Origin of the sequence: Gillisella vitis (genome assembly GCF_021559775.1) — a bacterium.
Taxonomy (GTDB): domain Bacteria; phylum Pseudomonadota; class Alphaproteobacteria; order Rhizobiales; family Rhizobiaceae; genus Allorhizobium; species Allorhizobium ampelinum.
Window position 1 is genome coordinate 2223772 of sequence record NZ_CP056047.1, and the last position, 20547, is coordinate 2244318.

22 protein-coding genes are annotated in these 20547 nt (G+C 59.7%); 16 read left to right on the top strand and 6 right to left on the bottom strand.

Features of this window, described 5'->3' with window-relative positions:
* Positions 1–85 precede the first annotated feature (85 nt).
* On the bottom strand, positions 86–364 hold the full coding sequence (locus AVCG78_RS10480) for a hypothetical protein (protein ID WP_015916725.1): 279 nt from the start codon (positions 362–364) through the stop codon (positions 86–88).
* Between the two features lie 187 nt (positions 365–551).
* Between AVCG78_RS10480 and hemF the strand changes: the two genes are divergently transcribed.
* From hemF to AVCG78_RS10495, 3 genes are all read left to right on the top strand, one after another.
* Positions 552–1466 (top strand): oxygen-dependent coproporphyrinogen oxidase, encoded by a 915-nt coding sequence (gene hemF / locus AVCG78_RS10485; RefSeq protein ID WP_071205140.1) that lies wholly within the window; start codon positions 552–554, stop codon positions 1464–1466.
* Between the two features lie 196 nt (positions 1467–1662).
* Entirely contained in the window at positions 1663–1950 is a 288-nt protein-coding gene (locus AVCG78_RS10490) for a hypothetical protein (protein WP_081355533.1), read from the top strand.
* A gap of 193 nt (positions 1951–2143) precedes the next feature.
* The gene (locus AVCG78_RS10495; protein WP_071205141.1) at positions 2144–2377 is read left to right on the top strand and encodes a DUF1059 domain-containing protein; all 234 of its coding nucleotides are present in this window, start codon (positions 2144–2146) and stop codon (positions 2375–2377) included.
* Positions 2378–2383: 6 nt separating this feature from the next.
* Here the strand turns inward: AVCG78_RS10495 and AVCG78_RS10500 are convergent, their stop codons facing one another.
* From AVCG78_RS10500 to AVCG78_RS10510, 3 genes are read right to left on the bottom strand one after another with little or no spacing between them, the layout of a single operon-like run.
* Positions 2384–3646 carry a CCA tRNA nucleotidyltransferase gene (locus AVCG78_RS10500; protein ID WP_071585378.1) on the bottom strand — a complete coding sequence of 421 codons (1263 nt, stop codon included), beginning with the start codon at positions 3644–3646 and terminating at the stop codon, positions 2384–2386.
* On the bottom strand, positions 3643–4299 hold the full coding sequence (locus tag AVCG78_RS10505) for a CoA pyrophosphatase (protein WP_156582867.1): 657 nt from the start codon (positions 4297–4299) through the stop codon (positions 3643–3645). Before AVCG78_RS10505 ends, AVCG78_RS10500 begins: the two co-directional genes overlap by 4 nt.
* Positions 4296–4919, bottom strand: a complete 624-nt coding sequence (locus tag AVCG78_RS10510; protein WP_071585376.1) for a DUF1285 domain-containing protein — start codon at positions 4917–4919, stop codon at positions 4296–4298. Before AVCG78_RS10510 ends, AVCG78_RS10505 begins: the two co-directional genes overlap by 4 nt.
* A 200-nt stretch (positions 4920–5119) precedes the next feature.
* Between AVCG78_RS10510 and AVCG78_RS10515 the strand changes: the two genes are divergently transcribed.
* The 9 genes from AVCG78_RS10515 to AVCG78_RS10555 are packed head-to-tail and all read left to right on the top strand — an operon-like array spanning position 5120 to position 14739.
* Positions 5120–6133: an AAA family ATPase gene (locus AVCG78_RS10515; protein ID WP_071205145.1), complete on the top strand. Its 1014-nt coding sequence runs from the start codon at positions 5120–5122 to the stop codon at positions 6131–6133.
* Between the two features lie 39 nt (positions 6134–6172).
* Positions 6173–7111, top strand: a complete 939-nt coding sequence (locus tag AVCG78_RS10520) for a DUF58 domain-containing protein (RefSeq protein ID WP_071205146.1) — start codon at positions 6173–6175, stop codon at positions 7109–7111.
* Positions 7111–9939, top strand: coding sequence for a DUF4159 domain-containing protein (locus AVCG78_RS10525; RefSeq protein WP_071585375.1), 2829 nt, complete (start codon positions 7111–7113; stop codon positions 9937–9939). The genes AVCG78_RS10520 and AVCG78_RS10525 overlap by 1 nt, the downstream gene beginning before the upstream one ends.
* 1 nt (position 9940) lies before the next feature.
* Positions 9941–12010: a hypothetical protein gene (locus tag AVCG78_RS10530; RefSeq protein ID WP_071585374.1), complete on the top strand. Its 2070-nt coding sequence runs from the start codon at positions 9941–9943 to the stop codon at positions 12008–12010.
* On the top strand, positions 12010–12516 hold the full coding sequence (locus AVCG78_RS10535) for an HXXEE domain-containing protein (RefSeq protein ID WP_071205148.1): 507 nt from the start codon (positions 12010–12012) through the stop codon (positions 12514–12516). Before AVCG78_RS10530 ends, AVCG78_RS10535 begins: the two co-directional genes overlap by 1 nt.
* 8 nt (positions 12517–12524) lie before the next feature.
* Complete coding sequence (locus AVCG78_RS10540) at positions 12525–12953, top strand: GNAT family N-acetyltransferase (protein WP_015916736.1); 429 nt, start codon at positions 12525–12527, stop codon at positions 12951–12953.
* A 31-nt stretch (positions 12954–12984) separates the two neighbouring features.
* On the top strand, positions 12985–13401 hold the full coding sequence (locus tag AVCG78_RS10545) for a GNAT family N-acetyltransferase (protein WP_071205149.1): 417 nt from the start codon (positions 12985–12987) through the stop codon (positions 13399–13401).
* A gap of 40 nt (positions 13402–13441) precedes the next feature.
* Positions 13442–14293: an MBL fold metallo-hydrolase gene (locus AVCG78_RS10550; protein ID WP_071585373.1), complete on the top strand. Its 852-nt coding sequence runs from the start codon at positions 13442–13444 to the stop codon at positions 14291–14293.
* Entirely contained in the window at positions 14290–14739 is a 450-nt protein-coding gene (locus AVCG78_RS10555) for a hypothetical protein (protein WP_143049437.1), read from the top strand. Before AVCG78_RS10550 ends, AVCG78_RS10555 begins: the two co-directional genes overlap by 4 nt.
* 25 nt (positions 14740–14764) lie before the next feature.
* Here AVCG78_RS10555 and AVCG78_RS10560 read toward each other — a convergent pair whose 3' ends face one another.
* A complete protein-coding gene (locus tag AVCG78_RS10560) occupies positions 14765–15337 on the bottom strand; it encodes a GNAT family N-acetyltransferase (protein WP_071205152.1) in 573 nt (190 codons plus the stop codon).
* 304 nt (positions 15338–15641) lie between these two features.
* Between AVCG78_RS10560 and AVCG78_RS10565 the strand changes: the two genes are divergently transcribed.
* Complete coding sequence (locus AVCG78_RS10565; RefSeq protein WP_071205153.1) at positions 15642–16622, top strand: glutathione S-transferase family protein; 981 nt, start codon at positions 15642–15644, stop codon at positions 16620–16622.
* Here the strand turns inward: AVCG78_RS10565 and AVCG78_RS10570 are convergent.
* Positions 16604–17107 (bottom strand): NUDIX domain-containing protein, encoded by a 504-nt coding sequence (locus AVCG78_RS10570; protein ID WP_081355532.1) that lies wholly within the window; start codon positions 17105–17107, stop codon positions 16604–16606. The two genes, AVCG78_RS10565 and AVCG78_RS10570, sit on opposite strands and share 19 nt — an antisense overlap.
* 39 nt (positions 17108–17146) lie before the next feature.
* Between AVCG78_RS10570 and AVCG78_RS10575 the strand changes: the two genes are divergently transcribed.
* From AVCG78_RS10575 to AVCG78_RS10585, 3 genes are all read left to right on the top strand, one after another.
* Positions 17147–18055, top strand: a complete 909-nt coding sequence (locus tag AVCG78_RS10575) for a metallophosphoesterase family protein (RefSeq protein ID WP_071205154.1) — start codon at positions 17147–17149, stop codon at positions 18053–18055.
* 232 nt (positions 18056–18287) lie between these two features.
* The gene (locus AVCG78_RS10580; RefSeq protein WP_015916743.1) at positions 18288–18869 is read left to right on the top strand and encodes an ATP-dependent Clp protease proteolytic subunit; all 582 of its coding nucleotides are present in this window, start codon (positions 18288–18290) and stop codon (positions 18867–18869) included.
* A gap of 173 nt (positions 18870–19042) precedes the next feature.
* Positions 19043–20227, top strand: a complete 1185-nt coding sequence (locus AVCG78_RS10585) for a benzoate/H(+) symporter BenE family transporter (protein WP_071205155.1) — start codon at positions 19043–19045, stop codon at positions 20225–20227.
* The last annotated feature ends 320 nt before the right edge of the window (positions 20228–20547 follow it).

A 20547-nucleotide genomic window follows, 5' to 3' on the forward strand; every position in this document is an offset into this window, starting at 1 on the left:
CACCTTTCAGCAAAGATTGCAATTTTAACGATTAAGAAATTTTCAACGCCAGGCTGCTGAAAGGTGTGCGGAATCGTACCCCACTTCAATCCGCAGACGACAAGCGCCGCATGGTGAATTCAATGGCATCGCCCTCCAATTGCCGCCAGCTTTCCACTTCGGTCCAGTAGGCGGCTTTGGGAAAGGCATCGAACCATTCCCGTGCCTTGGCCCGGGCCTCTTCCCGGTTGAGGCGAAAGGTTTCCCGAATGAAGGGCGAGGCATCGCGTATCGCCTGCCCCCGTTCTTTTGTCTGTCGATCACGGTGGCGGGCAATCTGCCGTTTCAGGCCGTCGAGCGGCGGAAGAGGACGCTTTCCTGTCATGGTGAGAATCCTTTCTAGACCCGGCCTTTCTAGACCCGGCCTTTCGAGACCCGATGATAAGCCATGCGCGATGGTTTTTCCAGTATCAGGTGGTTTGGCGGCGATGGCACAACCGCGCTGGATCTGATAGTCAGCGTGCTTCGATCAACACGCCGGGATCTGATGAAAGCGGCGACAGGGAGAGCATATGCAACGGCCCATTCTGCCCAAAGGCTTGCCTGACGATATCGAGGTAAAGAAGGCCACCGCCCGCGCCTGGTTCGAAAGCCTTCGTGACCAGATCTGCCGGTCCTTCGAGGCGCTGGAAGACGAATTAACCGGCCCCTTGAGCGATCGTGCGCCCGGACGCTTCACGCCTAAGGATTGGCAGCGTGAAGAAGGCCTCGGCGGTGGCGGGCGCATGTCGATGATGAACGGCCGGGTGTTTGAGAAGGTCGGCGTTCATACCTCCACGGTGCATGGCGAATTTTCGCCGGAATTTCGCAAGCAGATGCCGGGTGCCGAGGAAGACCCACGGTTCTGGGCCTCGGGCATCTCGCTCATCGCCCATCCCTGCAATCCGCATGTTCCGGCGGTGCATATGAACACCCGCATGGTGGTTACCACCAGCCAATGGTTCGGTGGCGGGGCGGATCTGACCCCGGTGCTGGATCGCCGCCGTACCCAGGAGGATGCCGATACCGTTGCCTTTCATGCCGCTCTCGAAGCCGCCTGTGCGGCCCATCCTGACGTCGCCGATTATCCGCATTACAAAGCCTGGTGCGAGGAATATTTCTTCCTGCCGCACCGCCAGGAACCGCGTGGCATCGGTGGAATTTTCTTCGACTGGCTGCATGCCGGGGAAAAATTCGATCTCTGGGCCGCCAATTTCGCCTTCGTGCAGGATGTCGGACGCCAGTTCGCTGCCGTCTATCCCGATCTGGTCCGGCGCAACTTTAACACACCATGGACCGAAGAAGACCGGGAAGAGCAGCTGGTGCGCCGTGGCCGCTATGTGGAGTTCAACCTGCTCTATGACCGAGGCACGATTTTCGGCCTGAAGACCGGCGGCAATGTCGAATCGATTTTGTCGTCGCTGCCGCCGCTGGTGCGCTGGCCTTGAGGCGGAAATCTGCTTCAGAATGGGTCTGATCGCAGCAGAAACCCCATAATTATAGGGTCTTTTGCTGCGATAACGTTCAATTCATATTTTCTTGATTAACAAAAACTGCATTACAGGCCCATTAATCGAAAATTAACATTGGCATGTCGCGTTCCCGTGTTATCCTGTCGCCTATGGAATGAGGAGGAGGATTGCAATGGCTACGCACAGCATGACTATTCCCACGGACATGACGAATTCCGCAGATCGGACCGGTCGCGACCGACTGATCGACACCGCGGAACTCATCGATCGCATGGCGCATGACCTGAAAGCGTCCAGCGATGCCAACCTGCCGCATTGCTACTTTGTCGAACAGGCAAAATTGCGGCTTGCCGGCCTTCATGGCCGCGAACACCGCTCCAACGACGCCCATAAGATGGTCAGCAAAAACACGGTCAACGGCTCAAGCTCGGTGTTTTACGCCTGGGCGATGCCGGAATAAATGGTCTTGCGAAACAATAGCTTATGAAGGGATGGACATGTCCCTTCATAGCAATGGGAAGAGAGCGAAAAGCCGCCAGGCGCGGCGTTTAGCAAGCTTCATGCGATAATTCCTAAATAACAGAAAGCACTGACCTTTGAGGGGTCGTTGCCAGCGACACCTCACCGCAGCAATGCTTCGGGAGGAAAGAACCATGAAACAATTCGAATGTGGACGTCTCGTACCCGGTTGCGAATGGCATACGCATGCCAAGGAAGAAGCCGAGGTGGTGCATCGTGCGGTTGACCATATCCGCATGGTACATGGAGACAGCGTGATCCGAGACAATATTGTCCCGACGGTCCGAGCGCGGATTATCGAAACCGGCGGCAGCCCCATGAAGGCAAACCGCCAAGCGGATGACAATTCCGCCAACCACGCCGCGTAATAACAATCAACCCGACGGCGTCACCGCCTCTTTAAGCCGGGAAAGAAGCTTTTCCCGGCTGAAGGTGAAATTGGCTTGAACCCAGCTGTCTTCCAGTGTCGCAAGCACCCGACCAATCTCCGGTCCGGGCGCAAGACCGGCGGCAATGGCATCACTGCCGGTGATGGGAAAGACTGGCTTTTCAAAAGCTTGCGCCCGTTGCAGCAGCCTAAACCAGCGGGCTGACGCCGCCATGCTGGTGGCATCCCCTTCTGCCTTGGCACGGGCTGAAGCCAGCGACAGCTTCAATTGCGCGATAATTCCGGGCTTGTCGTGCCGATAGAGCAACCGGTCGAGAGCAAGATCGACCATGTCGTCCTTGATCTTCGGCGCGGTGGCAAAGCGCTGCAAAAACTCCGCCTCGGCCCGCGACAGTTTCAGCCGCTCGGCCAATCCCTTCATCCGCTCAGGGTTATCAGGCACCATTGCCACCAGCCGCAACAGTGGCTCCGGTTGCCAGTTCAGGGCGATTTGCGTGGCGATCAGGCCCGGAATGGCATCGATCCCCCATTTTTCGGTTTCCGGCAGGATCGCCGTCAACACGCCCGATTGACGCATCCACAGCAGCGCCCGGCCCGGGTCTTTTGCCGAGAGCAGCTTTTTCGTCTCCGACCAGACCCGCTCGGCAGACAGCCGGTGCAATTCGTCACGCGCCGCCGCACAGGCCCGCAGGCCGTCGGCATCCGGGCGTCCGCGCCCATACCAGGCAAAAAACCGGAAGAAGCGCAGCACCCGCAGATAATCCTCGGCAATCCGCAGGCGGGCATCGCCAATGAACCGCAGCGTGCCGGTTTGAAGATCCGCCAGCCCGCCGACCGGATCGATGACCTCGCCAGACGCCGTGGCATAAAGCGCGTTGACGGTAAAATCCCGCCGCTCGGCGTCCACCTGCCAATCGGTGCCGAACGCCACCTCGGCGTGGCGGCCATCGGTTTCCACGTCGCGCCTTAGCGTCGTCACTTCAAACGGCTTACCGCCGATCACCAGCGTCACTGTGCCATGGTCAATGCCTGTTGGCACCGCCTTGATACCTGCCGCCTCGGCCCGGGCCGTCACTTCGGAGGGAACAAGCGTGGTGGCAAGATCGATATCGCCTACCGGTTCGCCCAGCAGACTGTTGCGCACCGCGCCGCCCACCACCCGCACCTCGCCGCCATCGGCGTTCAACAGGGCAAAGAGCTTGGCCAGCGCCGCATCCTGAAACCAGGGCTGATCCGCAACCGTCGTCATGCATAAAGCCTTTCATAAAGCGTGCGCAGAATGCCTGCGGTAATGCCCCAGATCTGGCGCTCGCCATAGGGCATCACATAAAAATGCCTGGTCGTCCCATTAAAGACCTTGCTGTCGCGGCGGTGATTATCGGGGTCCATCAGGAAGGATAGCGGCACTTCAAACACATCGGCCACTTCATCCGGGTTGATGGTCAGACGAAATCCTGGCTGCACCACCGCCAGCACCGGCGTGATGCGAAAGCCGGTGCCTGCGAGATAATGCGGCAACCGACCGACAGTCTCGACAAAGCGCGGATCAAGGCCGATTTCCTCTTCCGCCTCGCGCAGTGCCGCCGCTTCCGGGCTTGCGTCTTCCGCATCGATACCGCCGCCGGGAAAGGCGATCTGACCGGAATGCTTGCGCAGCGTTGTGGTGCGCTGGGTCAGGATGATCCGCGCGTCATCGCCATCATCCACGACAGGCACCAGCACGGCGGCATCCTTCAGCCGCAGGCCTTCCAGCTTCAGCAGGATATCGGTATTCAGCACGTGATCACCATGGTCGCGCCAGGCGGTTTCCAGTGGCGCACCGCTCTGGCTCTGCGCCCGGCGGCGAAATTCATCGGCGGTGAAGCCTGACAGGGTCAGATTATTCCGGTTGGTTTCCGTCATGATGCCAATCCATCCAGATCCGCCGCTGGCATAATCGCAAATGTCTCGCCGCCGGAGCGGATGGCAAACATCGCCTGTCCGTCGATGTCGATGACCTCGCCCAGCGCCATCAACTCATAGGTGACGGCGCGTGACACCAGCGCCTCCAACCGTCCGCGCACGGCAAGATAGGGTTTCAATTGCTGGTGCTCGCCCTCAATCACAAACCGCAGTGGATGCTCAGGCCCGGCCTCAACGAGATCACCGACATTAGTGCGAAAGGTCAAGACAGGTTCGCCATTGCTTGCGCCAACCGTCATTTCCACGGCGACGAAATGGGCGTCTGCGACCTTGATTCCCAGTTTTTCCACAGGCGTGACCAGATAGGTCTTCCCATCCTCGTCCTTGCGCAACACGGTTGAAAACAACCGCACCAAGGGCGCGCGACCAATCGGCGTGCCGAGATAGAACCAAGTGCCATCGGCCAGGATTTCCATGTCGATATCGCCGCAAAACGCCGGGTTCCAGCGCTCAACCGGTGGAAGACCGGGCTTGCCCCCTGCCGTCTGGTCGGCGGCACGGGCAATCATCGCAGCCAATCCAGCCGCATCGCCCGCGTCATTGTTTTCATCGCCTGCCATGTTTGCGTCCCGGTTTTAACCTTATTAGACATCGAAGTGAGACATGGGACACGAGATAGTCATTTGAAACACGCTTGTCAGCCGCCCCACGGGGAATAAGTTAGATAAACTGCGCCGATACACGTAATGATCGATTCTTCTGGCAATCGGCACAGGCCTGCCTTACCTACCAATGACGATATGAGCCAACGGAGACCGCCATGGGCATGATCAACACCACGGACACCGCGCTCGATGAAAAAGCCATCGTCGCTCTGGCTGAACAGGCCCTGGCCGAAATTGCCAGCGTGCGCGCCGAGGTCTCCAAGGTTATTTTCGGCCAGGAAAAGGTCGTGGAAAACACCCTGCTGGCCATTCTCTCCGGTGGCCATGCGCTGCTGGTAGGCGTGCCGGGCCTGGCCAAGACCAAGCTGGTCACTACACTTGGCACCGTGCTGGGGCTGGACGCCAACCGAATCCAGTTCACCCCCGACCTGATGCCATCAGACATTCTCGGCACCGAAGTGATGGACCAGGACGAGCATGGCCGCCGCTCCTTCCGCTTCGTCAAGGGACCGGTGTTTGCGCAATTGCTGATGGCCGACGAAATCAACCGGGCCAGCCCGCGCACCCAATCCGCCCTGCTGCAATCCATGCAGGAATACCACATTACCATTGCCGGTCAGCGCTATGACCTGCCTGCGCCTTTCCATGTGCTGGCCACCCAGAACCCGCTGGAACAGGAAGGCACCTATCCGCTGCCGGAAGCCCAGCTCGACCGCTTCCTGTTGCAGGTCGATGTCGGCTATCCGGATCTGACGGCGGAACGGCAGATCCTGCTCGACACGACCGGTGTCAGTGACAGCCATGCCAGCGCCGTGCTGGATGCGCCCCGCCTGCTCGACATTCAGAAGCTGGTTCGCCAGATGCCGGTGCCGGATAGCGTGGTCGATGCCATCCTGTCGCTGGTGCGTGCCGCCCGGCCCGGCCAAGGTCATACGGACACCGACAAGCATGTGGCCTGGGGTCCCGGTCCACGCGCCGGACAGGCTTTGATGCTGTGCGCCCGCGCCCGTGCGCTTTACGAAGGCCGTCTTGCGCCATCGATTGACGATGTGCATGCGCTGGCCGAACCGGTGCTTCAGCACCGGATGGCCTTGACCTTTGCGGCCCGTGCCGAAGGCATGGCGGTGCGTGATGTGATCGCCGGCCTCATTAAGCACAACAAAGCGTGAGGGAGCGGTAGCGTTTTGGCAGGATTTGCACCAGAAGCGATGAGAGGGCCTGCTGACGGACGGATCGTCGAGAAAACCCCGACCGGGGATGTTCTGGCCCGCGCCCGCCAACGCGCTGCCCTCATTCCCGATTGCATGGTGGAAGCCAAGCGCATCGCCAATACGGTGATTTCCGGCTGGCATGGGCGCAGAAAACGCGGCATTGGCGAAAATTTCTGGCAGTTCCGCCCCTATGCGGAGGGCGAAAGCCTGGCCGGAATCGATTGGCGCCGCTCGGCCCGCGACGATCATCTCTATATCCGCGACCGCGAATGGGAAGCGGCCCACACGATCTGGCTTTGGGCCGATCTGTCGCCTTCAATGATGTATAAATCTCGCTTCGGCAGTGTTTCCAAGGAAAGCCGGGCGCTGGTGCTGATGCTGGCGCTGGCCGAAGTGCTGGCACGGTCCGGCGAGCGTGTCGGCTGCCCCGGCATCATGGAACCGATGTCCGCCCGCAACGCCTCCGAGCGGCTGGCGGCAGCGCTGATCCATGCGCCGGACCTGAGCGGCCTGCCCAATCAGGGCTTTCCCGATACCGCCATGATCCGCAATGCCAGCGATATCGTGCTGATCGGTGATTTTCTTGATGATCCCGATGCGATTATGGCGGGCATTGCACCGCTGGCCCGGCGCGGGTTGCGCGGTCATGTCATAGAAGTTGCCGATCCGGCGGAAGAACTGTTTCCCTATGCGGGCCGCACCGAATTTACCGACCCGGAAACCGGCGAAAAGCTGGTATCGGGCCGCGCCGAAAACATCCGGGAAGACTATCGCCGCGCCTATTTCCTGCGCCGTGAAGCCTTGAGCGAGGAATTGCGGCGGCTGGGCTGGAGCTTTACCGCACATCTCACCGACCGGCTGGCTTCCGAAGCGCTGGTCAAGGTGCATATGCATCTCTCCGGGGCGCCGCAGCTTTCCCACCGTGGAGGCGCGTAATGGGTGGCCTTCCGCTTGCCTTTGTCACTCCTGCGCTGCTCGGCGCGCTCGTCGTGCTGCCCGCCATCTGGTTCCTGCTGAAACTGACGCCGCCGCGCCCGCAGATGGAAGTGTTTCCACCGCTGCGCATTCTGGCCCGGGTGCTGAAGCGGGAGGAAACCCCGGCCCGAAGCCCTTGGTGGCTGACGCTGCTGCGCATGGCAATGGCAACCCTGGTCATTCTGGCCTTGGCCGAACCGGTGCTCAACCCGCGCGGCACATCGGTTGCCGGCGGTGGGCCGCTGGTTCTGGTCATCGACAACAGTTGGGCTAGCGTTGGAGATTGGGAGCGCCGCGTCGAGACGGCAAATGGCCTGATCGATGAGGCCGAAAGCAGCAATCTGCCGATTTCCCTGGTGTTGACCGCCGAGTTGACTCAGGATGCCGTGCCCGTCAATGCCGCCACCGCCCGCGAAAAACTAAGTGCCGCCCGGCCCCGACCTTTGACGCCGGACCGCAACCGCGCCCTCACAGCTCTGACAGCAGCGTTGAAAGGGACCAAGCCCGGCACGCTGGCCTTCCTGAGCGACGGTGTCGCGGCCAGCGAAAGCGAACAAATCGGCAGCCAATTCTCCGCACTGGCCCCTGCCGAATTGCGAGTAATCAGCGATGACGGCAAGGCAAGTGTCGCCCTGACTGGTGCCACCAATGGCGTCGATCAGCTTGTCGCCAAAGTCACCCGTTTGTCGCCTGCCGATCCCCAGCAGGTCATCGTCGATGCGCAGGACCAGCAAGGACGACCGATTGCGTCAGGCACCGCCAGTTTTGCCGCCGGACAAAGCGTTGCCACGGCGGAAATTGCCGCACCTTTTGAGTTGCGCAATGATTTTGCCCGGTTGAGCCTTGCCGGTTATGGCACCGCCGGTGCCGTCCAGCTGCTGGATGACGGCTTTCGCCGCCGCAAGGTCGCGCTGCTGGCCGGTGACGCCAATGACGAATTCCAGCCGCTGCTGTCGCCGCTCTATTACATCCAGCGGGCGCTGCAACCCTATGCCGACCTGATCAAATCCAGTGAAAAGGATCTGGCCAGAGCCATTCCCGAGCTGTTGCAGCAGAACCCCTCGGCCCTGATCATGGCCGATATCGGCCGCCTGCCACCGGATGTGCAGCAACAGCTACAACGCTGGCTACAACGCGGCGGCACGCTGATCCGCTTTGCCGGACCAAGGCTTGCCGCTGCCCCTGCCGATGATCCGTTGGTGCCGGTGACGCTGCGTCAGGGTGAGCGCCAATTGGGCGGCGCGCTCTCCTGGTCGGAGCCGCAATCGCTGGCTCCCTTCCCGCCCACCAGCCCGTTTGCCGGGCTAGCGCCGCCCGATGGCGTGCTGGTCAAGCGGCAGGTTCTGGCTGAACCGACGCCTGATCTCGCCAGTCGCACCTGGGCAAGCCTTGGCGATGGCACGCCGCTGGTCACCGCCAGGGATAGCGGTGCCGGGCGCATCGTGCTGTTCCATGTCAGCGCCGAGGCCAGCTGGTCCAATCTACCGATCTCAGGCGATTTCGTGGAAATGCTGCGCCGAGTCGTGCAGCTGGCCCATGCTAGCGGGGCCAATACCGGTAGCAATGCGACCGCCGCAGCCGCCAGCCTGCCGCCCTACCGGCTGCTGACCGAGCATGGCGGACTGACGGCGGAAGCCAGCAATGCCAAACCGCTGGAGCTGGGAGCTAAACGTCCGCCTGCCGCAACATTTGACAATCCACCCGGCCTTTACGGCACCGAAGATGGATTTTCTGCCCTTAACCTTCTGCCAGCAGGTGCCGAGTTGAAACCAATCAACCTTGATGGCGTGACGGTTCCGGTGGTGCGTGAGCCGCTGGCCGGGGCAAGTGCCACACCGCTGAAGCCGCCGCTGCTGGGTGTCGCACTGGCCCTGTTCATCATTGACAGCCTGGTGGTGCTGGCCATGGGCGGGGCCTTTGCCCGGATGCCGAAAGCCCGGATCGCCAAAAGCGCTGGCGCTCTCGTGGTGCTGGCCGCAGCGCTGGCCTTGATGCCTGCCGACCGCAGCTTTGCCAATGACGCTAAACCCGGCGATGACGTGTTGCTGCAACGGCTGGACACCACCCATCTGGCCTATGTGAAAACCGGAGAGCAGGACGTCGATAGCATTTCAGAACGGGGCCTGAGCGGGCTCACCGAATTTCTCACCTATCGCACCACGCTGGAGCCGGGCGCGCCGGTCGGGCTGGACATTGCCAAGGACGAGCTGTCGCTTTACCCGATCATCTTCTGGCCGATTTCTGCTAGCGCGCCGATGCCAAGCGCCGAGTCCATCAGCCGGATCGATGCCTATATGCGCTCCGGCGGGACCGTGCTGTTCGACACCCGCGACCAATTGGGCAGCATGGGTGGGCAAGGAGACGCCGGGACCAGCGCCAATGGCGAGCGCCTGCGCCAGATCCTTGCCAATATCGATATTCCGCCACTGGAGCCGGTGCCGAAGGACCATGTGATCAACCGGTCCTTCTATCTGCTGCATACCTATCCGGGCCGCTATACGGGCAGTCCGCTCTGGGTCGAGGCACGCCAGGAGGCACGCGCCAGCCAGAACGGCCTAACCTCGGGCGGTGACGGCGTGTCGCCAATCATCATCACCGGCAATGATTTTCTCTCCGCCTGGGCCATCGACGCCAATGGTGTGCCCATGCTGCCGACCGTGCCGCCCGATGAAAATCAGCGGGAAATCTCTTACCGCGTCGGGGTCAATATCATGATGTATATGCTGACCGGCAATTACAAAGCCGATCAGGTCCATGTTCCGGCCCTGCTGGAAAGGCTGGGTCAATAAGATGAGCCTATCCTTCTCCCCCTTCCTGCCTCTCTGGGCGCTGGCCGCGCTGGCCTTGCTGGCGCTGGCCGTCGCGGCTATCGGTTTTCGCCGTGGCATACGCGGGGCAACGATCCGGCTTGTCGCCTTTGCCGCATTGATCGCCGCCCTCGCCAATCCTCAGCTTCTGTCGGAAAACCGCGACAAGCTCTCGACCGTGGTGCCTGTGATCGTTGACCGCAGCCAGAGCCAGACCGATATCGCCAGCCGCAAGGCGATGACCGATCAGGCCCTGCAGGGCGTCAAGGATAAGCTGGCCCGCTTCCCCGGCATCGAGCCGCGCATTGTCGAAGCCTCAACGCCGGAAAACGCCGACACGCCATCGACCCGGCTGTTCGAAGCGCTGTCTTCGGCGATATCCGACGTGCCGCCAGCCCGGGTTGGTGCGGCGATCTTCATCACCGATGGGCAGGTGCATGATGTGCCGTCCAACCTGAAAACGCTGGGCATGGATACGCCGGTCCACACGCTGTTGACCGGCAAGGCCAATGAATTCGACCGGCGCATTGAAGTGGTGCGCGCCCCCCGTTTTGGCATTGTCGGCCAGAACCAGGACATGTCGCTTCGGGTAATCGATGAAGGAGTGAAGGGCAGCCAGCCTGCCACGGTGACCGTGCGGATCAATGGCCAGGATGGCGGTTCGTTTACCGCCGTGCCGGGTGCGGAAACGCCCTATTCCTTTGCCGTGCCACGCGCCGGTAGCAATGTGCTGGAATTTTCCGTCTCAGGCCTGCCCGGCGAAGTGACGGAAACCAACAACAAGACCGTGCATCTGATCGACGGCATCCGCCAGAACCTGCGGGTGCTGCTGGTGTCAGGCGAACCGCATGCAGGTGAGCGCGCCTGGCGCAACCTGCTGAAATCCGATGCCTCCGTGGATCTGGTGCATTTCACCATCCTGCGGCCACCGGAAAAGCAGGATGGTACGCCAATCAACGAGCTGTCGCTGATCGCCTTTCCAACCCGCGAATTGTTTGTCGAAAAAATCAGTGATTTCGATCTGATCATCTTCGACCGCTACCAGCATCGCGGTGTGTTGCCGATCCTCTACTATGATTATATCGCCGAATATGTCCGCAAGGGCGGCGCGCTGCTGATTGCGGCTGGCCCCGAACATGCCGGTCAGGATTCGATTGCCATGACCCCGCTGGCCTCGGTTCTGCCCGCAGCCCCAACCGGCAATATGCAGGAGGGTGGCTTTTATCCGCGCCTGTCGGAGATCGGCAAGAAACATCCCGTGACCCGCGATCTCGATGGCGCCGCATCCGAGCCACCGCATTGGGGCCGCTGGTTCCGCAGCGTCGATGTCGATCCGCCGCAGGGCGAAACGGTCATGACCGCCAATGACAAGCCGTTGTTGGTGCTGAACCGCGCAGGCCAAGGCCGCGTCGCCATGCTGTTGTCCGACCAGGGCTGGCTCTGGGCGCGCGGCTTTGAAGGTGGCGGCCCGCATGTGGCGCTTTACCGCCGCATCGCCCATTGGCTGATGAAGGAGCCGGAACTGGAGGAAGAAGCGCTGACGGCGCGGGCCAGCGGCCGGATGCTGACCATTACCCGCCAGACCATCGGCAATGACCCCGGCCCCGCCAGCATCACCAGCCCCTCCGGCAAGGTGCAGGACGTGACCTTGACCCAGACCGAACCGGGCCGCTTCACGGCGGAACAGCGGATGGTGGAAACCGGCCTGTTCACCATCGCCAATGGTGAATTTTCCACCCTCGTCCATATCGGCGCGGTGGATGCGCCGGAATTCAAGGCGATGATCTCCACCCCTGACATTATGAAACCGGTGTCGGACACCACCCACGGCCTGATCAAGCGGCTGGACAACGGGGCCAGCGGTGTATCCGTTCCCGACATCCTGCCCGTCAGCGGCCCGGTCCGCAGCAGCGACGGCGAGCGCATGGCGATCCGCATGACCAGCGAAACCCTGCTGAAAGGCGTGGACACCCTGCCCTTGTTTGCCGGTTTTGGCGGATTGGCCCTGCTGCTGTTTGCGGTTTCGGCGATGTGGTGGCGCGAGGGACGGTGATGAGTTCAATACCGCCGTTTTTTGTGTGGGCTGCGGTTTTGATATTTGTTCTGCATAATGTTGAAGAGGCGCGTGGTATTGCGATTTGGGCTGAAAAAAGCCGGTCAACCCGGCTTGTACGGTGGTACAAAACATATCCGTTTTGTGTTGCTGTAACACTATTATCGATTGCATTTTTGATGCTCGCCGCTTGGCTGCTATGGACGGGAAGCCATCTTGCATTCACGCTGTTCACATTGAGCTATGCTGCCATTTTCGCGAATGCCATCAGTCACATCGCAAACGTGATTTTCACGAAAAATCCGCTGCCTGGCGGCTGGACTGTTGCATTTTTGATTTTTCCTTCAGGTGTCTGGTTTGCTTACTATGTCATTGAGAAGGTGATTTTCTCTGGCTATGATCTGTTACTGCTCCTCAGTGCTGGAGCAGTTCTGCAAGTTCCTCTCGCTCTTGTTGCTCTTTTGTTAGCTCATGGGATAATTTGGTTATTTTATAAACATAAATGAGATTTGCGATGACGAACGATATTTCGCTTGCAGTTTTGGATGAGGTGCCGTCCGACACCCAAACCCTGATCTCCGGCTGGCTGACAGCTCATAATGATGTGATGTTTGGTAAAACGGGTGGTCATAAAAGCCTGTTTATCCCCATTGAGCATCATGATGGGGAGATTTTGGGCGGATTGATTGGGCGCACCGCCAGAGGCTGGCTGGATATCGACATTATGTTCATTCCAGAAGCGCTTCGTGGCCAAGGCCTTGCAGGAAAATTGCTGGCTTTGGCAGAGAATGAGGCGTGCAAGCGTGGTTGCAAAGGCGCGCATATTCAAACCGCCAATCCGGTTGCGACAAAGGCCTATCAAAAATATGGCTATGAGGTTTTCGGGACAATTGAGCATTTTATCGACAACTTTGCGCTTACGATGATGGTGAAGCGGTGGTGATTGCGGCTCTGTGGCGGCATGAGGGACGGCGATGGACAAATTGGTGCTTGAGATTTTTGATGATGTGCCCGAAGACGCCCTTGAAACCATTGAAACGGCAATACTCGATTTTAACAGAGAGCATCTCAGTCTACGACGAAAACTTTTCATCCCGCTTAAAGATCAGGATGGAATCGTTGATGGCGGTTTAATCGGATACACAGGTAGAGCCTGGCTTTATACTGAATTGTTGTTTGTCCCCGAATATCGTCGCGGTCAGGGGCTTGCCAGTCAATTGCTCACGCTGGCCGAAGACGAAGGCAGAAGGCGGGGATGCAAAGCTTCTATAGTGGATACCATGAATCCAACTGCCCGACGGCTCTATGAAAAACTGGGGTATGAAACATTTGGCAGTCTGGCAGACCCGGCAGAGAGTTACAGCGTCACCTGGATGAGAAAACAGCTGTAAGCCTCGATATTCGCTTGTCCCCCCGTCCAAGGAACTCCCCATGTCCCCCTATCACTTCACACTTGGAGCAGCGCAGATCTTCGCCCTTCAGGATGGCATTCTGACCGCCGATGTCGGCAAGCTTTATCGCCGCAATGGCGAGCCTGTCGCGGAGGGGTTTGCAGATGCAGCGACCTCGCTGTCCGTCAACTGCTTCCTCATCAAAACCCCTGAACGGACTGTGCTGATCGACACTGGCTCCGGCCAGCTCTTCGGGCCGGATCACGGCAAGCTTTCCGCCGGGCTGAACGCACTCGGCCTCAGCCCCACCGATGTCGATGACATCATTCTCACCCATATCCACGCCGACCACACGGGCGGATTGGTACGCGATGGAGCGCCGATTTTCCCCAGAGCGACGGTCCACGCCGGACGCACGGAAACGGATTTCTGGCTATCGCCGGGTGCTGCCGATGCGCCTGATGTGACGGAGCGGGTCAAGGGCCAGATCGGCCGGGCGCATCTTTGCCTCGACCCGTATGAGGCCGAGGGACGGCTGACGATTTTTGACGACAACGGGCCGATCATCCCCGGCTTCAGCGCCACATTGCGTGCCGGTCATACACCCGGCCATCTGGCGATCCGGTTTGAGAGCGAGGGGGAGGCCATGCTGTTCGTCGGCGACATCGTCCATGGCGAAAACGTGCAGTTTCGCGATCCCGCCATCACCATCGATTTCGATTATGATCAGCCGAGTGCCGCTAAGGCGCGCGCGCAGGTTTTCGAGCAGGCCGCGAACGATGGCTATCTGATTGCCGCCGCGCACCTGCCCTTTCCGGGTGTCGGTTCCATCAAGAAAGAAGGTGCCGCCTATCGGTTTGAAACCCTACAGAAGAAAGACGAGATGCCGTGAAAACCATCAGAATCCATGACGTGATGAAGAATGGCGTGCTGGCCTTTGATCTGCGCGATCTTCTGCGTCTTCTGGCACCTCGATCGCTGCAAGCAGTCTGGCGGGTTTCAACAGTCAAATCCGGTTTGCCTGAGCTTGAGTGGTTTGACGCCACCGGGGAGGGCGGCGAAAAACTGGAATTGCTGGCAAACCGGGACGCAGTGATTACAGGCCAGGAGCTGCTAACCCTTGCCAAACAAACGACACAGGTCATCTGGGGAGAGTTCAGCGGGTATTTTCCAAACGCAACCCATGACAACTGGCTGACGATCCGCGCCATAGACAGCAGCTATTATGAAATCACCACAGCCGATGAAGCCGTGTTGAAAAAGCTGAGGGCCGCGTTCCAGCATATCGGCCCAGCCGATATTCCCTTCGCACCGAATCCAGCAGATCTTATCCGCTAAGCTTGGCAACAGAGACTGAGCTACTTCAACCGTTAGCGACCAACAGCACCGGTTCGTAATCCGCGTCATCGGCCGCGACGTCGGTGCTCCCGGCCTCATCCTTTCGCCAGCCAATCACACCCTTCAACCGTGCATGCACATCCTCAGCCAGCGGCACGACCAGCACCCGACCGGGATCGACCGGACCGGGGAATGCCAAGGCATTGTAAGCGATTTTTTCAAAGCCGAGCGGCATATAGTATGGCGGATCACCGATCAGGATCACGGCTTCGGAGCCGTTCCGCCGGGCGGCTTCAATGGCGATGCGCACCAGTTCCCGGCCAATGCCCAGGCATTTATGGGAGGGGCGCACGGCAAGCGGACCAAGCATATGGCCTTTGACTGTTCCGGCCAGCACCGGGGTCATGCGCACCGAGGCAATGGTTTCGCCCTGGTCGGCGCAGACGAAGGACAGCGTGCGATCATGCGGCCCCTGCTCCCGGATACGGGCAGCGGCTCGTGTAAACCGGCCAGGGCCGAAAGCTTCCGAGTTGATGAGTTCGATAATGGCGTCGTGAGACGCATCCTCGGTGAGGTAGACGAGATCGTGCTTTTGCATGAAGACCGGAACCGTATAGCGAATTGCGCAGGAGTGTTCACACCATCACAGGGATGGTCGAGAGCATCAGCGTCGTCGCAGGTTCCGGCAGAAGGTCATGGGATCACTGTCCAATTTCGATAGCAATTTGCATAACAACAAATTTTCCGACCGTCTATAGCATCGTGCAGAAAAACGGTTTCCACGTTTCGGTACGATGCTTTATCCCAAAACACACTGTTCATCAGCCAAATCATCGCAATTCCTCGCCAGCATCGCATATAAGAACAACGGAAATTTGAAACAGCGATGGAAGGAAGAGCCGATGGGCATGCTGGTTGATGGCGTCTGGAGCGACACCTGGTACGATACGAAGGCCACCAAAGGGCATTTCCAGCGCTCGGCCAGCCGGTTTCGCAATTGGTTGACCGCTGATGGCGCGCCGGGGCCAAGCGGCGATGGCGGTTTCAAGGCTGAAGCCGGGCGCTACCATCTCTATGTGTCGCTGGCCTGCCCCTGGGCGCATCGCACGCTGATTTTCCGCCAATTGAAAAAGCTTGAAGCGTTAATCTCAGTGTCCGTCGTCCATCCGCTGATGCTGGAAAATGGCTGGACGTTTCAGCAGGACGGCGCCGCCACCGGCGATCATCTGTTCGGTGCGGATTATCTCTGGCAAGTCTATCTGAAGGCCGATCCGCAGTATAGCGGCCGGGTCACGGTGCCGGTCCTTTGGGATAAGCATTTGAATACGGTGGTCTCCAACGAGTCCGCCGACATCATCCGCATGTTCAACTCCGCCTTCAATGCGCTCACAGGCGATAGCAAGGATTTCTATCCCGAGCCGCTGCGGGGCGAGATCGATACGCTGAACGACCGCATCTACGAGACCGTCAATAACGGCGTCTACAAGGCGGGTTTCGCCACCACGCAAGAGGCTTATGAAGAAGCGATTGCCCCGCTGTTTGAAACCCTGGACATGCTAGAACAACGGCTTTCCTCCAGCCAGTTCCTGATCGGCGATACGCTGACCGAGGCGGACTTGCGGCTGTTCACCACGCTGGTGCGGTTCGATGCGGTCTATGTCGGCCATTTCAAATGCAACATCCGCCGCATTGCCGATTATCCGGCGCTCTCGGCCTATCTGTCGGCGCTCTACCAATGGCCGGGCGTGGCGGAGACCGTCAATATCGACCATATCAAGGGCCATTACTACGGCAGCCACAAGACCATCAACCCAACGGGAATCATACCGGTCGGCCCGGAACTCTCCTTCCTTCCCCAGGGTCTTCACCAGAAATCGGCGTAAGGCCCATCCGTGACAAGCTCCGCCAAACGGCGGCGGGTGGCGGGGGAGATTCCCTCCGGGAGCGCATCGAGGGGAAAGAAGCCCGATTCGGCGATTTCCCGGTCCGGCAGGCGCGGCGCGGTCTGGCGCACGAGGGTGCGGTAAAACAACACATGATCGCGGCGGCTGGCGGTGCGGTTCAGGTAGGATTGCAACAGAACGGGCGGCGCGGTCATCACCAGATTGCCCTCTTCGCGCAATTCCTTTTCCAGCGCTTGGTTCGCCGTTTCACCGCGCTCCACCCCGCCGCCGGGCATGTACCAGCCGGGAAGATAGGTGTGCCGCACCAGAAAAATCCGGCCATCCTCATCAAAACAGGCGGCCCGCACCCCAAGCGTCATACCGCGTGTGATGGCGAAATAAACGTGTAACAGCCGCACCACACATTTTTTCACGGAACTCAACCGGCTGTCATCCGGTTGAGACCCTGATGGATACAGTGTCATCGCGCTTGCCCCGCTGCCCGGAAAGTATAGATAAGGTTCATGTTCAAACTCGCCCATATATCCGATATCCATCTGGGACCTATGCCACATCTCACCTTTCGAGAATTGGCATCAAAGCGCATCACAGGTTATGTCAACTGGCACCGCAACCGGGCAAAGCATATGGTCTCCGGCACGCTGGAGGCCTTGGTGGCCGATATTCACGCCAGGGCCCCCGACCATCTGACCGTTACCGGCGATCTCGTCAATCTGGCATCCGGGCTGGAAATCAACAAGGCCGCCGAATGGCTGCGCACGGTCGGCCCACCGGCCACGACATCGGTCGTGCCGGGCAATCACGATGCCTATGTGCCCGGCGCCCACGAAAAGGCAATGCATGCCTGGTATGACTATGTGCGCGGCGACACGGACCCGGACATCTGGCGCAAGGATTTCAAGCTCTGGCCGACCTTTCGCCGCCGGGGACCGGTCGGGCTGATCGGTTGTTCCACCTCCATCGCCACCCCGCCCTTTTCCGCCAGCGGCTACTTCAGCTCGCGCCAGGCCCGTGAAACTGCCCAATTGCTGCGCCAAGCTGGCGAAGAAGGCCTGTTCCGGGTGGTGCTGATCCATCATCCACCCGTTCGGGGTGCCGCCTCGCAGCACAAGCGGATGATCGGCATCCGCCGCTTTGCCGCCGCGATCTCGCTGGGCGGGGCCGAACTGGTGCTGCATGGCCATACCCATCTCAACACGTTGAACTGGCTGCACAATCGCCATGGCCGCGTGCCGGTGGTGGGTATTGCCTCGGCCAGCCAGGGGCCGGGCAGCAAAAAGCCGCAGGCTGCCTATAACCTGTTTTCGATTTCCGGCGCATCAGGGGCGTGGGTGCTGGACTGGGAACGCTATGCGCTGACGGGTGATACCAGCGAGGTATCCCTGACCCATAACCAGAGATTGTCGGGCTGAAACGCCGATATCAGCACTCCCATCGCCGAACCGCGGCGCTGAAAAATCGATATACAGGATCAACTTCCTGTTCACCGCGTCCACGCTTGCCTTTTTCCGGCATTGTTTTAAGCCTTGATAAGCACTATTTGCATAGGAAGTGGTAAGCGTCCCGTCCGCAGCCTATCGGTCATCATGATGGCTCAGGACGCGGTCGGTTCGGGTGAGCAAAACGCAAATGAGGAATTGCCGAATGAACGAAGAAGACGACGACAAGAGCAAGGAACTGCCGCTCGGCAAGGAAACGGAAGCGAATCTTTTCAAGTCGCGATCGATCTTCATCTATGGCGGGATCACCCAGGAACTGGCGCAGAAGGTCTGCACACAGCTGGTGGCTCTGGCTGCCGCCAGCGACGACGACATCCGCGTCTACGTCAATTCTCCAGGCGGCCATGTCGAATCGGGCGATTCGATCCATGACATGATCAAGTTCATCAAGCCGAAGGTCTGGATCATCGGCACCGGCTGGGTCGCCTCCGCTGGCGCGCTGATCTATGTTTCGGTTCCGAAGGAGCAGCGTCTTTGCCTGCCCAATACCCGCTTCCTGCTGCACCAACCCTCGGGCGGCACACGCGGTATGGCCTCGGATATCGAAATCCAGGCCCGCGAAATCATCAAGATGAACCAGCGCCTGATCAAGATCTTCTCCAAGGCCACCGGCCAGACAGAAGAAAAGATCGCCAAGGACATCGACCGCGATTACTGGCTCTCGGCTGAAGAAGCCAAGACCTACGGCCTGGTGTCGAAGATCGTCGAAAGCCAGTCGGAAATCTGATTTTACAACCATGACGATACAACCCCGTCGGAGCAATCCGGCGGGGTTTTGTTTTATGTGCCTGCCATCGCAAATGTGTTTCGATACGTACCCGTTTGCCCCATCTCAGCCTTGCGTGTTTCATTAGAACCTGATGTTCCAGCCGGATCGATACTGGTGCCGGGACCATCCGCATGCTGAAACAATTTTCTCCGCAAAGCCTGTTTATGGGTCTGCTGGTTGCCTTCGTCGGCTTTGCCAGTTCCTTTGCTGTTATCCTGCAAGGGCTGAAAGGGGTTGGGGCCAGCGATCTGCAGGCGGCCTCCGGCCTGATGGCGCTGTCGGTCTCCATGGGTATTTGCGGCCTTATCGTTTGTCTCAAGACGCGGATGCCGATTTCCATTGCCTGGTCGACGCCCGGTGCCGCTTTGCTGGTCACCGCCGGTGTGCCGCAAGGCGGTTTTTCAGCAGCGGTCGGGGCGTTTCTGGGCTGCGCCGCGCTGATCGTCATTGCCGGGCTGTTCAAGCCGCTTGGCCGGGCCATTGGCGCCATTCCCGCCCCGCTTGCCAACGCCATGCTATCAGGGGTGATCGTCGGCCTTTGCTTTGCACCGTTCAAAGCTATCGAAGAAAGCCCGCTGCTCGGCCTGCCAATCCTGCTCGCCTGGGCGATTGTCGGCACCATCAACAGGCTCTTTGCCGTTCCCGCCGCTCTTGCTGCCTTCGTTCTGGTCCTGGTGTTCGCCGTTCCCCTGCCAGACGGCGCATTCTCGGCATTGGGTGCCTCACTCGTGCCGCCGGTTGCATTCGTGATGCCGACGTTCACACTCGCGTCGATGGTTTCCATCGCATTGCCCCTGTTTATCGTCACCATGGCTTCACAGAACATTCCAGGCATCGCCGTGCTGAAAGTGCATGATTACCATCCAAGGCCGGGTCCGCTTTTCACCATTACCGGCCTGTTCACCGCCCTTGCCGCGCCCTTCGGCGCCCATGCCATCAATCTCGCCGCTGTCACAGCCGCCATGGCGGCGGGCCATGATGCCCATGCCGATCCGCAGCGGCGCTATTGGGCGGCGATGATCGGCAGCGTGGGGTATCTGGTCCTCGGCCTTTTGGCCGGCGTCGTCACCTCCTTCGTCGGGCTAGCACCCCCAATCCTGATCGAATCGGTCGCGGGTCTGGCGCTGATCGGCGCCTTTTCCGGGTCGATCGTTTCGGCTTTCCGGGAACCCACGACCCGCGAGGCCGCCGCCGTCACCTTCCTGGTCACCGCGTCGGGTATCTCGCTTCTCGGCATTTCCGCCGCCTTCTGGGGATTGATCGGCGGCCTGGCCATGCTGGGGCTGACGCGGTTCGCCGTCCGGCTACGGCGCTGACCGTGATCCGCAGCCTTGATGAAAATTGCCCTTGCCAGCCCGGAAACCGCTGATTATAGATTGAAGCATGAAGACATCGGGCCATTCCATGACGAAGACTGCACAGCGAGGCAATTTTAGCCGCGCCGCAGCTTTGCGCGCCCTATCCTCGCTTCTTCTTCTCGACCTTATCCGCGGTTGCCGGGTCCATTGAGGAGCGCCCGGCGGCCGGGTTAGCCGTCGCAGGCGATTGCTCCTCACCAATCCACAATTTTGACTATTGACCCCTGAAGGGGCCGGATTTGTCATTCGCATGCGGCACTCGAACCGCTATAAGCCGG